The organism is Vibrio ishigakensis (assembly GCF_024347675.1).
Taxonomy (GTDB): domain Bacteria; phylum Pseudomonadota; class Gammaproteobacteria; order Enterobacterales; family Vibrionaceae; genus Vibrio; species Vibrio ishigakensis.
The window spans coordinates 1,330,815-1,344,649 of sequence record NZ_AP024881.1 but is presented as its reverse complement, the minus strand read 5'-3'; the positions used below and the strand labels follow the sequence as shown (position 1 = coordinate 1,344,649).

The 13,835-nt window shown below is 45.9% G+C and carries 12 protein-coding genes; 8 read left to right on the top strand and 4 right to left on the bottom strand.

The genetic code is table 11. The annotated features are described in order from the left end of the window. The first annotated feature begins 69 nt into the window (after window positions 1–69). From Pcarn_RS06090 to Pcarn_RS06080, 3 genes are all read left to right on the top strand, one after another. Window positions 70–1,206 (top strand): BamA/TamA family outer membrane protein, encoded by a 1,137-nt coding sequence (locus Pcarn_RS06090; protein ID WP_261835491.1) that lies wholly within the window; start codon window positions 70–72, stop codon window positions 1,204–1,206. Window positions 1,207–1,228: 22 nt separating this feature from the next. After that, window positions 1,229–2,308 (top strand): DUF4056 domain-containing protein, encoded by a 1,080-nt coding sequence (locus tag Pcarn_RS06085; protein ID WP_261835490.1) that lies wholly within the window; start codon window positions 1,229–1,231, stop codon window positions 2,306–2,308. Window positions 2,309–2,385: 77 nt separating this feature from the next. Next, window positions 2,386–3,711, top strand: a complete 1,326-nt coding sequence (locus Pcarn_RS06080; protein WP_261835489.1) for an MATE family efflux transporter — start codon at window positions 2,386–2,388, stop codon at window positions 3,709–3,711. Window positions 3,712–3,742: 31 nt separating this feature from the next. On the opposite strand, the gene glgC is transcribed toward Pcarn_RS06080, so the two are convergent. After that, window positions 3,743–5,005: a glucose-1-phosphate adenylyltransferase gene (gene glgC, locus Pcarn_RS06075; RefSeq protein ID WP_261835488.1), complete on the bottom strand. Its 1,263-nt coding sequence runs from the start codon at window positions 5,003–5,005 to the stop codon at window positions 3,743–3,745. Window positions 5,006–5,505: 500 nt separating this feature from the next. Between glgC and Pcarn_RS06070 the strand changes: the two genes are divergently transcribed. Continuing rightward, window positions 5,506–6,678: an alpha/beta hydrolase gene (locus tag Pcarn_RS06070; protein WP_261835487.1), complete on the top strand. Its 1,173-nt coding sequence runs from the start codon at window positions 5,506–5,508 to the stop codon at window positions 6,676–6,678. A 35-nt stretch (window positions 6,679–6,713) separates the two neighbouring features. Here the strand turns inward: Pcarn_RS06070 and Pcarn_RS06065 are convergent, their stop codons facing one another. Beyond that, window positions 6,714–7,733 (bottom strand): succinylglutamate desuccinylase, encoded by a 1,020-nt coding sequence (locus Pcarn_RS06065; RefSeq protein WP_261835486.1) that lies wholly within the window; start codon window positions 7,731–7,733, stop codon window positions 6,714–6,716. A 95-nt stretch (window positions 7,734–7,828) separates the two neighbouring features. Here Pcarn_RS06065 and Pcarn_RS06060 point away from each other — a divergent pair, with 95 nt between their 5' ends. From Pcarn_RS06060 to Pcarn_RS06045, 4 genes are all read left to right on the top strand, one after another. Next, window positions 7,829–8,485, top strand: a complete 657-nt coding sequence (locus Pcarn_RS06060) for a Rossmann-fold NAD(P)-binding domain-containing protein (RefSeq protein ID WP_261835485.1) — start codon at window positions 7,829–7,831, stop codon at window positions 8,483–8,485. A 120-nt stretch (window positions 8,486–8,605) separates the two neighbouring features. Continuing rightward, a complete protein-coding gene (locus tag Pcarn_RS06055) occupies window positions 8,606–9,979 on the top strand; it encodes an L-cystine transporter (protein WP_261835484.1) in 1,374 nt (457 codons plus the stop codon). Between the two features lie 242 nt (window positions 9,980–10,221). Then, the gene (locus tag Pcarn_RS06050) at window positions 10,222–10,953 is read left to right on the top strand and encodes a glycosyltransferase family 2 protein (RefSeq protein ID WP_261835483.1); all 732 of its coding nucleotides are present in this window, start codon (window positions 10,222–10,224) and stop codon (window positions 10,951–10,953) included. A 17-nt stretch (window positions 10,954–10,970) separates the two neighbouring features. Further along, window positions 10,971–12,275 (top strand): LssY C-terminal domain-containing protein, encoded by a 1,305-nt coding sequence (locus tag Pcarn_RS06045; protein WP_261835482.1) that lies wholly within the window; start codon window positions 10,971–10,973, stop codon window positions 12,273–12,275. 61 nt (window positions 12,276–12,336) lie between these two features. On the opposite strand, the gene Pcarn_RS06040 is transcribed toward Pcarn_RS06045, so the two are convergent. Both Pcarn_RS06040 and Pcarn_RS06035 read right to left on the bottom strand, forming a co-directional pair. Continuing rightward, entirely contained in the window at window positions 12,337–12,771 is a 435-nt protein-coding gene (locus Pcarn_RS06040) for a hypothetical protein (RefSeq protein ID WP_261835481.1), read from the bottom strand. Then, on the bottom strand, window positions 12,755–13,810 hold the full coding sequence (locus Pcarn_RS06035) for a formate dehydrogenase subunit gamma (protein WP_390904484.1): 1,056 nt from the start codon (window positions 13,808–13,810) through the stop codon (window positions 12,755–12,757). The genes Pcarn_RS06040 and Pcarn_RS06035 overlap by 17 nt, the downstream gene beginning before the upstream one ends. Between the last annotated feature and the right edge of the window lie 25 nt (window positions 13,811–13,835).

Sequence of the window (13,835 nt, the reverse complement as noted above, 5' to 3'; positions counted from 1 at the left end):
GATGTACATTACCTTCTTTGGACACCGCTCTAGATTAAGCAACATGAGTTACAAGCGAGTGGCACTTAAGTGAAGAAATTATTTAAGGCCACCTCCCTACTCATTTTCTCAAGTTTTACCTATGCCGAAGTCAGCACCATCACAGGTGAGGAAAAAGGCTGGGTGGACTCCTTGTTGGAATTTTTTGGTTCTAGCGATGAAGTGGATGTCTCAGAAGGTATGGATTGGGGAGTACTACCCGGTCCGTTTTCCAACCCAGAACAAGGCTTCGGTATAGGTGTTGCGGCAGTTGGTTTGTATGCCCCTCAAGGCACAGACTCTGGAAACCAACTCTCTACCCTAACCATTAGCGGCTATGCCTCGAGCGAAGGCACCTATGGTATAGGTGTAGACAATACTACCTTTCTTAATCAGAACACTTGGAAGCTTGGCCTGATGGCTCGCCTATCGCAAACTCCGAGTAATTATTGGGGTATAGGCAAAGACGCCGCTGAAATGGAGGCCAATGAAACCGAACACGAAGCCCTCTATTTGCGCATTCAACCTACGGTTTCTTATCAGTTTTCTCCCGGTTACTTCATAAAAACAGGTATAGATAGCACATTTCTGTTTAACCAAAGCGCCGATGGCATAGCGCTTGGGGAAAACGAGCTAGACGACAAAACCAATCTCGGCATTATTTTAGGCGTGGAATACGACACCCGAGATTATGAGACCAACCCTTACAGCGGTCGCTTGGTCAGCCTTGAACACAGATGGTATATCGATGCCTTTGGTTCGGACTATGACTATCAGGAATACACCTTTAACTACCGCGAGTATCAAAAACTCTTTGATGAGAACGTACTGGCGTTTGATTTTTTTGTACAAGGATTGAGTGACGAGGAAGAACTGCCTTGGTTTGCCATGAGCAAGCTTGGTGGTGATGCGCGTATGCGCGGTTACTATTACGGTCAATACAGAGACCGTTATCAGATGACTGCGCAGCTGGAGTATCGTCATAGATTTACACAACGACATGGAATGGTTGTTTGGGGTGGCGCAGGTAACATCGCCCCTCACTTTAACGAACTGTTTGAAGACAGCTGGCTCCCTACCTATGGTTTAGGTTACCGCTTCGCATTTAAGCCGAGGGTTAACGTTAGGCTAGATCTAGGTTTTGGCGATGAAACCACTGTCTACTTTAATATCCATGAAGCGTTCTAGATAACGCTTATACAGGTAAATGATGAAACTACGATCTCTACTTTTTGTATTAGCTACCAGTTTTTCTGCCTCGAGCTTCGCCGTCGATGCACCCAGCGGCGTGCGTCCATGTTGTGCCTTCGGTGTAAACATGAAATCTGAACTGGGCGTAGTGCCGGTTCCCTTCTTCCGCGTAAAAAACGTGGTTGAGATGTCAGATCTGGAAACACACCTATATAACGATGGTAGCCAAGGCGTTGCCAGTAGCCTCATGGGCACAGGTGATGAAGCTAACGGTCTTATCTATACCGCTCGTGGTGGGATTCTAGACACAGCGCACGTGCGCGATACTGCCGATTACACCCTGTACCTATACAGTAAGATCCGTGGTGAACTGGGTAATGAGAAAGAGATAGTTCTAGAAGAAGAGCTTCGCTCACGCGTAGTTAAGCTTAAATCTGTTGAACTTGAAATGAGCGACGAAGAAAAAGCGCAAGCGGAACTTAAGCTAAGTGCCCTACTGGCGTTTCGTTTAGCTCAGTGGCATGAGATTGCACAATGGTTTGGCTTTACTTCGGTTGCAGGCTTTAAAGAGTATCCATCGGCTTTTTCTCCTGAAGATCTCTATTCAAATATGCTAGGTGCTTTGATTGCCGTTGAGATCCTTGAGAATAATCCAACTCCAACTAAAGAAGAGTACCAACAAGCCTTTAGTCAGATCTTCTTGCGTAAACTAAAAGAACTTGGTGCTCAAGATGGTAAACGCACCGAGCAAATCATGAATGACCTAGATAAGAAATGGTGGGATAGCGGTAAACGTCTACCTAACAAATGGGTAGTAAAGACACGTGATTACACCCCGCGCCTGACTATCCATCCTCATTGGGGTGATAGTGATGATCGCGTGACATTGTCACTAGCACAGTACGAACAACTGGAAGATTATGGTTACCTAACACTGGTTGCGACCAAACATGAAAAGAGTTTCAGCGCCCTACCTGGTTATCTGAAAGAACGCAGTGTTTGGACCAAGAAGCAGTTCAATGACATCGCACAGTTCGCTAAGAAGATTGATGACGAGCACAAGCTAAGTAATAACCATCTTCTTCCTGCGTACGAGTAATTTTACTTTTCACTACTCGCAACTAGTTGAATTGCCAACTAGTCTTGCGCTAATGCTGACGATATTCAAAGAGAAGTATGACAAGGACACAAAACATATCCCTTGGTAGAGAGCTGTTCACCATGACTTGGCCCATGGTGTTCGGTGTTCTCTCACTAATGAGCTTTCAGCTTATAGACAGTGCCTTTATCGCACAGCTTGGCGTCTTACCCTTGGCAGCGCAAGGCTTCACCCTGCCTATCGGCCAATTAATCATTGGCGTTCAGGTGGGACTTGGGATCGCAACCACCTCTGTCATTTCTATCGCACTGGGTGCAAACCAAGAGAAATACTCCAAACAGCTGGGTGGTCTAGTGCTTGCACTTGGTGGTGTTGGAACAGCGGTTATCTGTTTACTGCTTTACCTTATTCGCCACCCACTCCTAGAGATGCTTGGCGCGACTGCCGATGTTATGCCGATCATCGATACCTATTGGATAGTATGGCTTCTCAGTTCTTGGGTTGGCGCGGTGCTTTATTTCCTTTATAGCGTATGCAGAGCGAACGGAAATACCATGCTTCCGGGTATCATGATGGTGGTGACCAGTATCTTGAACCTAGCGTTTGATCCACTGTTCATTTTCTATTTTGATATGGGTATTCATGGCGCGGCTGTGGCTACGATCTTGGCCTTTGGCCTTGGTGCACTTTACGTTGTCTATCGTATCGCGCCGAAGAACTACTACAGCTTTGATTGGAAGGACCTTGATCTTATAAAGAGTATCAAGTCGCTGTTTAATATCATGATGCCAGCCATGACCAGCCAGTTAATGCCACCACTGGCCGCTATGCTTTCCACCAAGCTACTTGCAAGTTTTGGCACAGCAGCAGTTGCAGCCTGGGCCCTAGGCAGTCGTTACGAATTCTTCGCCATAGTTGCAGTGCTAGCACTAACCATGTCTATGCCACCTATGATAGGCCGCTATGTGGGGGCTAAGCAGGCGGACAATATTATCAAACTGGTTAAGGTCGCTACCGCCTTTATCATTATCTCTCAGCTGGTTATTGCGCTTATTACCCTAGCCGTTTCGGGCGGGCTATCTTCATTGATGACTGCCGAAGATAATGTTGAGAAGATCCTAAATATGCACCTCATCATAGTGCCGTTTAGTCTTGCACCACTTGGCGTATGTATCTTACTGGTGTCGGTTTCGAATGCTTTAGGCAAGCCGATGCGAGCTCTTCTTGTCTCAAGTTTAAGGCTGTTTTTGTTCTTCTTGCCTTGTCTTTATGCAGGTGCGCATTTTGGTGGGATACAAGGACTTTTCTATGGCGCCGCCATTGGCAATACGCTAGCAGGTATCTTTGCTTGGGTTGCCTATCAAAACACCATAAACAAACTGCAAAAAAAATGGAGCGCTTAGCGCTCCATTTTCATATTCAGTTTTGAGGCAATTAACGGAAGTTTTCTTCTGTTACTAGAACCACACCACCCTCAGTTACTTCATACATTTCTGCATCTTTAACTGGGTCTTCACCGATGATAGTGCCATCAGGAATGATAGTGCCTTCACCAACGATAACCTTAGTCAGACGACAGTCTTTACCAACTAGTACGTCTGGTAGAAGGATGCTGTCTTGAACCTTAGAGCCTTCTTCGATGCGGCAGTTGTAAGACACTAGGGAGTGCTCTACTTCAGCGCCTGAGATGATAGTACCTGCAGAAAGTACTGAATCTACTGCGCTACCGCGACGACCTTCGTCGTTGAAGATGAACTTAGCACCAGGACGTTGCTGCTGCTGAGTGATAGTCGGCCAAGAGTGATCGTAAAGATCTAGTTCAGGCGTTGGCGCAAGAAGATCCATGTTCGCCGCGTAGTACTCATCTAGGTTACCTACATCACGCCAGTAAGCGTTGTGACCAGGGTGACCTTTCTCAGTAAACACATAACCACTTACATTGTAACGCTCTAGAAGGTTAGGAATGATGTTGTGGCCGAAGTCATGGTTGTAGTTTGGATCGTTCAGTGCGTCACACAGCTCTTTGTCCAGTACATCTGTGTTAAAGATGTAAATACCCATAGAAACTAGCGCTTGGCTTGGATCTTTTGGATGTGGACGCGGGTTCTCAGGCTTCTCATCAAATTGAACGATTTGACCGTTCTCGTTTAGAGACATAACACCAAATGAAGACGCTTGCTCTAGTGGCTTTTTGATACAAGCTACTGTTACGTCTGCACCGTTCTCAGCATGGAAGTTCAGCATGCGAGAGTAGTCCATCTTATAGATGTGGTCGCCACCTAGGATAAGCACCTGCTGAGCTTTTTGCTTACGGATGATATCAAGGTTCTGGTATACCGCATCCGCAGTACCACGATACCAAGCTTCACCTGTACGCTGCTGAGCTGGGATGATGCTAACACCTTCGTTTAGCGCTGAGTTTGTCATGAAATTCCAACCCTTTTGTAGGTGGTCGATAAGATCATGAGCCATGAATTGTGTAAGGACACCAACTCGACGAATACCTGAATTCACACAGTTTGAAAGTGTAAAATCGATAATTTTATATTTACCACCAAAAGATACTGCAGGCTTTGCAATCTCTTTGGTTAATCCCTTCAGGCGAGTACCTTTCCCGCCTGCTAATACTAGTGCAACAGTGCTACGCACTAGATTATTACTCGGTAGATGCGAGTAATTATTATTATGTTCCGTCATTTTGGGGGCCTCTAACATTGTTTAAGTATTGGTATAAGAATTTCGGCAATGTGGCTTTTTAGCTCTTTTTTGTTACCGATAAACGCATATTAAATTAATTGCTCGAAATTAATCGGTTTCAAATCACACTTTTCTGATAGACCAAATTTTTGTTCTACATTTTGGGATTTGCGTCACACATGTGAGCAATTTGTGTGCAGATCGGTGAATATAATCACAGAACGTGCTGATTTCAAACACCACTATCATGGATTCAAATTATGGAAAATTGGTGAAACTTGGATGACGTTTATCGCTATAATTTAGAAAGTGTGGCGCAAGTCGTTTTTTCTAATTAAAAACAAACGACTTAGCTCGCTGTATTCAAGCTGTAACAATGTTCATTTTTTATTCACCAGGGTTATATGGAAGAGAACCCACACAGCAGAATAAAAATGCAAATTTAAACTCACCTCTGAAATATAAATTCAGGTATCTGCCATTTGTTCCGGATAGAATTAATGCATAGACATGAAAAATCAGTCGTAATAACTACAATCGCACTCCTTCTCTCGGCCTGTGCTTCAGACCCAGAAAATCCGCAATTTGTGGAATCTGAGTCCCTTCAGCCATATATGCAGGCCAACTACGATACCTATCTTTCTGAAACTCAGGCTTGGGTTGAAAAACATCGTGTGTTTATCGGAGATAATCATCAAAAAGAACTCGATGCAGTATTACCGTTTGAGATAAAACCCGAGAATCCAAACGGCAAAGGCATCCTTCTCGTACACGGTCTTGGAGACTCGCCCTACTCCTACACAGACATCGCTCCTAACCTCGCCAAACAAGGCTACCTAGTTCGCGTTATCTTGCTTCCTGGTCATGGTACTCGAGCCGCTGATCTTGGACTACCAGAGCTGAAAGATTGGCAAGGTGTGGTGAAGCATCACTATGAGCTGCTTTCTAAAAAAGTCGATTCTGTTTGGCTTGGCGGATTCTCGACCGGTGCGAACCTAGTTACTGAACTCGCCTATCAAACTCCAGAGGTGGAAGGCCTATTACTCTTCTCTCCTGCTTTTATGCCAAGGGACTCTATGGCTAAGCTAAGCCCTTATGCGAACTGGTTTGTAGATTGGGCAGGAAAAGACGAAGAGGACAACTACACCCGCTATAACTCTCTACATATGAATGGCGCAGCGGTCTATTATCGTAGCTCTCAGGTAGCTCGCGATTACATCGAAGATGCTAAGTTTGAAAAACCAACCTTTGTGATGTTAAGCGAGAAAGACGAAACCATTGATTCGCAATATGCCGCCAGTCAGCTGAGCGAGCAATTTACCAATCAAGACAATGTGATGATCTGGTATGGCGACAACGCCCTTGCCGACAGCCGCATCACCAAGTTCAAAATGGACTTACCTGAAGAACAGATTGTGAGTGCGTCACACATCTCTGTCATGTATTCACCGGACAACCCGGTTTATAAACGCGATGGTGAGGTTCGCCTTTGCTTTAGAGATCAGCCTGAGGGTACACCCGAAGATTGCTCTGAGGTCGATGCCAATCAAGTCTGGTTTGCCGCTTGGGGCGATGGCGATGAAAACACGGTTCGTGCACGAACCAGCTTCAACCCCTACTTTGAGCAAAGTATGCAGATGCTAGATGAGTTTCTAAAAAAACAAGACGGATAACAATAAAGCCACCTTCAAAGGTGGCTTTTCTTTGACTAGTAGCTCCAATTGCCGTCTACAAACTCTGGCTGACAGGGCTTAACAATAAGTGCCGCTCTCTGCTTTAGCTCAACACCCGGGTTTGGAAAGACTATCGCACCGCTCTCTACTGGCATGGTGAGGAGCTCTTCCCCATCCCGACCTAGCTCAGCGCCTAACTCAAATGACGAGAAATTTGGCAGCTTGGCTTCGAAGAAAAACTCAAACGCTTCATTCTGACGATAGATAGAGTTTGCTACTTGATACGCCTTTAAACTTCCAGTCTGCGAAAGACTCTTTCCTTGCAACAGCTCGATTAGGGTTTGGTTGAACTGGGCTAATCTATTCATGTCATTGTGACCAAATTTAGCCACCTGCCCTAATTCAAGGGTTAATGCCTGAGCACCATACTTTGACGAGCTCAACCAACTGAAAGTGCTAGATGCCTCTTCCGAAAGCAGCACGGCTTCGATGCCAGACTTTTCGAGGAACTCAATCAGTTCTGGCGATCGAGTTTTATGATCAGACTGCGGGCTTATCGCAAAGGTGTAATGTATAGAGCTGCGAATAGAACAGTGCAGATCCAAATGCCAACGATTCTCTTGCTTGGTACCTTCGAAGAATCGCGCAACATCCTGTTTAAGCTTCTTAGCAATTACCAACTCTTGTGAGGCTGGGTAGTCTTTATCGGCAAAAAGTCGGTTAAGGTTGGTCTCAACGAAGCGCTTCTCTATGGCCATAGACTCGAAATGGGCAATGATAAGTAGGATACGGCATTCAGGTTGCCACTTCTGCGCAAGTATCTCGGTCGCAATTTGATCGACCATCTCAATCGGTGCGGTCTCATTGCCATGCACGCCACTGGATAACACTATATGCTTGGTCTGCTCGGTGACTGAGCTTGGAATGATCTCAATAACCCCACGACGCCACTTATTAACCGTAACACCGTTTTCTAGACGCACTTCATCTGAAATTGCATCTAAGTCCTTGATTGAATCTTGTAAAAATGAGGTATGGAACATCACTCCGGCCATGGAACCCTCCCTTGGTTATGGCTATGCTTCACTCAGATACCCTAAAATATCTAAGGGAACAGTATTAACTATCTGATTGGGTTGATGATATAGCGATGGAAAACAAAAAACAAAATCTCATCATTGCTGGAGCCACAGGCTTGATCGGCGGTCACGCTTTAGAGATTGCCAGCCTGCAATCTGACCAATTTGAAGGCATCTACAGCATTACTCGGCGAACCTCCAGTACGCATTCCTGTGTGCTGGAGTTAATCTCGGAAAACCTAGATATCGATCTCGACATCTACTGCAATATCGGAATGATTTGTTTGGGCAGCACTAAAAAACAGGCCGGCAGTAATGAGGCTTTATATAAGATTGACCACGACTTAGTCCTTCACGTTGCCAAGCAGATGAAAGAGATAGGCGTGACCAAACTTGCTGTGGTGTCGAGTATCGGGGCTAACCCTTCATCTCCCTCTCATTACCTTAAATGCAAAGGAGAAATGGAGCGCGATGTACAAGCGCTCGGTTTTACCAATCTCCTGTTCGTGCGTCCTGGTCCTCTGGTAGGACGAAAAGTAAAAACGCGAGCCGATGAAAAATTGGTGCAGATGATCCTAAACCCTCTGTCACCTTTAATGATTGGGCCACTGGAAAAATATCGACCTATTCATGCCCGAGATATCGCCCTCTATATGCTCAAATATCTGATGGAAAACGAACAAAGAGGCACCCACTATGCCTATCAACCAGAGATAACCGGCAAGTAGAACATCATTCTGATTATATGATATGACGATTTCAACTAACCGCAAATTTGAAAAATCGCTAACCTAGTTCTCTTACTTTTTTTATTCATACTTTCAGACAATTAGGTTAAAGGATTACACATGTCAGTTGCGGTTATTGCCAACCTAACGGTATTCGTTGGCATACTCTATTTCTTATTTTCACAACAACAAAAACAGAACACCCTTTCTCGCCTAGTACTTATCGGTCTTGTAACCGGTAGTGGCTTTGGTCTTGCTCTACAACTTATCTACGGTGAAGGAAATGCCGCCATCGCTCAAACTCTAGATTGGGTTAAAGTGGTGGGTAGTGGCTACGTTGGCCTATTGAAGATGATCATCATGCCACTGGTTATGGTGTCGATGATCTCAGCGGTCGTTAAGCTAGACAAGTCAGGCTCTCTAGGCAAAATCAGTGGCCTAACCATTGGTGTGCTTCTTTTCACTACCGCAATTTCAGCACTTATCGGTATCGGCGTTACCCATGTATTTGGTCTAACTGCAGAGGGCTTAACTGAAGGTGCTCGTGAAACAGCGCGAATTGCAGTACTTGAAAGCCGTGCAGGCCGTGTTGCGGACCTGACTATTCCTCAGATGCTAGTGAGCTTTATTCCTACTAACCCATTTGCGGATATGACGGGTAACCGCTCTACATCTATCATCGCAGTGGTTATCTTCTCTGTGCTTATCGGCATCGCTGCGCGCAAAGTAATGGTAGAAAAAGAAGAGCTGACTCAACCAATCACTACTTTTGTAGAAGTCGCTCAATCTACTGTAATGCGTCTAGTTAAGATGATCATGGCGCTAACGCCATATGGCATCGCAGCTCTTATGGCGAAAGTAGTGGCAACTTCAAGTGCCTCTGACATCCTAAACCTACTTGGTTTCATCGTTGCTTCTTATGTGGCAATCGGTCTGATGTTCCTAGTACACGGCTTCTTGGTGTCTCTCGTAGGCATGAGCCCAACCGAATACTTCAAAAAGATTTGGCCTGTGTTGACGTTTGCGTTTACCTCTCGTAGCTCGGCAGCAACCATTCCACTTAACGTTGAAACTCAAATCAACAAGCTTAAAGTGCCACCAGCGATTGCTAACCTTTCAGCATCATTTGGTGCGACAATCGGTCAAAACGGCTGTGCGGGTATCTACCCTGCAATGCTAGCGGTAATGGTAGCGCCAGCAGTTGGCATCGACCCACTAAGCTTTAACTTCATTATTTCTCTAGTAGCAATCATCACTATCAGCTCGTTCGGTATCGCAGGCGTAGGTGGCGGCGCAACCTTTGCAGCACTTATCGTGCTTCCAGCGATGGGCCTACCAGTAACAATTGCTGCTCTACTTATCTCAATCGAGCCTCTGATCGATATGGCGCGTACTGCCCTTAACGTATCAGGTGCAATGACAGCAGGTACTATCACTTCTCGCATTCTAGGCAAGAAGAAAGAGAAAGAAGCGCTACAAGAAGCGAACGCTTAACCTCAATCTCTGATGATATTGAAAGGCTCACCCTCGGGTGAGCCTTTTTTGTTTTTAATCCGCCCCTCTAATGATGGAGCTGGGGTAAAAAAGTCGAGCCTGAAAAACACAAACCTCAGACTATTAACAAGATTAAATTAGTTTAATTTCCCGTCCATTTTGAGTTTAAGTACCCGAGCTATATTGCTCCTACAAAGTTCAGAGCATCCCGCTCTGACACATATGTAAGAGTGGAACTGAAGATGGAAAAAGTTAGCATTGTCGTAATAACACTAAACGAAGCTGAGCGCATAGGTCGACTGCTTGAGGATCTAAGCAATCAGACCCATCAAGGGTTTGAAGTGATCCTTGTGGATTCGCAAAGTGAAGATGACACCTGTGAGATTGCACTTGGCTATCAAAGCCAACTGCCAGAGCTCACCGTGCACAAGATGGATGCTAGGGGTGTCAGCCTTGGCCGTAACACTGGTGCTAAACACGCACAATATGAACGCTTGCTGTTTCTAGATGCGGATGTGCGACTCTCTCCAGACTTCCTAAGCCGAGCCCTGCACAAGCTTGAACATACAAAGCTAGAAGTGGCTGGCGTTTACATGGGCGCAAACGGGTTACCACTTATGCATAAGCTCGGCTATGGTCTATTCAATCTAGGGCTGTTTGCCACACAATATGCCTTCCCAACCGCTGTTGGCGCCTGCATCTTTTCAACCAAAACCGTGCACGAACGCATCAGTGGCTTCGATGAAAATATCACCTTGTGTGAGGATTGCGACTACGTTAACCGAGCATCAAAAACCTGGCGCTATCGTTTGCTGCCTATCACTTTCGAGTTTGATTCTCGTCGCCTAGACCAAGATGGCATGGTGAGAACTGGGTTGACCTACCTACGAGCAAATCTGCGTCGTTTGTTCATTGGTGAGATGCGTAATCAAGAGATTCGCTACCCATTTAGTCACTACAATAATCAAGCCTGATAAACACAGGCGATGTTATGTTGAATGAACTAGGACTGTTTTTCGGCTCTCTTTTGGACTCTTTGATCGGGCCAAATCTGTTCGTGCCCGGTGAGCCTTTCTTGTTAGCTGCCGGCTATCAACTCTACCAAGGTGCCATCTGGGGGGTAGCTGCGGTTTTACTTGGAGGCTGGATTGGCGACCAGAGCAGTTACTGGATTGGTCGCCGCTCAGGAAAGCGCTTACTAAGCATCGTCACTAACAAACGCCCCAAAACCCGTCGCTCCTTTGCCAGAGCGAGACTTCTGATGCAGAAACACGGCATAAAAGTGATGCTTTTCTCTCGCCTCCTCGGCCCTGTTTCTTGGTTCGTGCCTTGCTTATCAGGGACAGCCAAGGTTTCTTGGCTTAGATTCACCGCCTGCTCCACTGTGGGATTACTATTAGGCGTCGGCCAGTTTGTCGTTATGGGCTATTTGCTGGCATCAGGTGTGAGCTTAGGAATAGATGTACTACCTATGGGGCAATCGCTAGCGCTGTTTGTTGATGAGCACACCTTAGCAATCACATTGGTTGGATTGTTTGTTTTAGTTAGTGCCGTCATCGCACGGTTTTGTCGCCGCAGAAGAGCGTATCTGATCCCAGTATTCGCTCTTCTCTGTCTGGGGCTGATGAACTACATCCATTTTTTCCAGAATTCAGATGATAACTTGGACAAAGCCAATTTGCAGAATCAATCGGTTTCTATCTCAGAGCTAGAGATGCAGGCTTATCCAGGGCGCTCACAGGTCTATAAGGCTCAAATGATCAACGTCGTCTATCTAGGAGAATCACCACAGGCTTTGATGCAGGACTTAGGGTGGCAGGAGAACCAGACATTCTCACGCCACGATTTAGAGCTGAGCGACTATATTGCTCTGATAAGAGGGAAAATACCTCCAGTATCGGATCTGTTCTGGCAAGGTGAGCCACAACTAATGGCATTTCAACAGCCAGGTTCATTACTCAAGCGCTCACATATCCGTTGGTGGAGTGCTGGCATCGATCGGGCTACGCAGAAACGCGTTTGGCTTGGTGCGCTAAGCTACGATGATGGATTAAAAATAGCTCACTATTCGGGCATCATTACCCTACTGCATCAAGTCGATTCTGACGTAGATATGGAACGTGACAAGCTTGCCAGCCAAGTTAGTGTGCAATCTGATAAGTACAGTACTCAGATCATGGCGCTGTTGCCACCCAATCAGGAGAACAAAAAGTCGGACTATTTCACCGACGGTGGAGTGTTATTGGTTGCAGAGCCAAGATATCAACAACTGCTAGTTGCCAGTAACTACCCATGATTGCAGTAATCAATAAAAAAGGAGCTCAATTGAGCTCCTTTGTGACTTATATATCTTTCAGCTAAGCACTGCGTCTTTTGTAAAGCACAGGACCTATAGTTGGTGTATGTGGAATGTTGTTCTTCAAATCTTGCATTCCTTTCACCATGCGAATAATCCAAAACACGATAGCTACAAAGGCAATGAAGCCACCCACGAAAGGAATTGCATAAGCGATGTTGTCGATCATGGTGTTTTTGTACCAGTAATCGTTCACCCCTTTCAGCAGACCGTTTGAGGTTGCTACCGTTACGATAAGGACCACAAAGAAGGTTAGATTCAAAAAGAAGGTTCGAATCAAGCCGTAGTAATGAGAAGCGACTACCTCTGAGTCTTCCCCCTTATCCAAGCGATAGCCTGCGTACACTATCGCTATCACACCTGAGATCAGGCAGGTGAAAGGAGTAAAGATACTCAAGATGTAAGCAACCCAAATCCCGTTATGAGGTTTGTTCATTTGCTGTCGCTCCTTTTACATCATCTTGCTTAGCATTTTGAGCTGAATCCAGCTCTCCATTTGCTTCTTTGGCTTTCATCTCTTCGTACCACAGGTCGTGGTGCTCTTTAGCCCAGGTCTCATCTACCTCACCGGTTACCATGCCTTCAAGCGCCCCTTCCATACCAAATAGGCCGATGTAGATGTGGAACACGAAGCCACAGATAAGGATCAGCGCCGAGATACCATGAACTAGGTTGGCAAGTTCCATATCTCGCCTTGTTTGGTCGAAGATCGGGAAGTCCAACACCAATCCACTTGCCGCAGCAATAGCTCCAAACACAACCAGTAGCCAAAATAGCGCTTTCTCACCACCGTTTGAAAACTCTGCTGATGGATGGCTGCCTTTATGCTTGCCTACCATACCGCCGAGCTTCATAAACCACTGGAAATCCACCTTGCGGAAGATAGATTTGCGCCACCATTTTAGAAGCACCAAAACTACCAAGATGCCAAACAATGGCCCCACATAGTTGTGATACTGCTTAGCTAACCAGATCACAAAGCCCCATAGATCGGTTGGAACATAAGGCTTCAAGAAGTGCTTACCATATACCAGCATCAAACCACTGAAGGCTAATGTTAGGAAGGTAAAAGCCATACTCCAGTGAAGTGCCCTATCCCAACGAGTCCAGCGAGTCATAGTGCGGCCCGTTCTTGCCTTGCTCAGCTTCAATGGACCAACGATCAGATAGAAAGCCACCACCATAAAGATACTGCCGAAGATAGCTACCGCACCTGCTGGTGACATCCATTTCTCTTTTAGGATGTACCAAGTCTCACCCGGAGTACTAATAAGCACCCCATGCTCAGCCGAGCGGGATGTGGTTGTACCCTCAACGCCACCCTTTACAGCTCGCCAGTAATCCGCGCCAGCAAGCTGAACCATCTCTTTCTGCGCCGTATTTGAAGCACCCTTAGGTGCTTCTTCAGAGGCCATAGAGAAGGTAGAGAACAAGAGCAGGATAGCTGCCATTATCGACAGCAATCCACGAGACATGTGTTTTATACCCTTAACCATATCT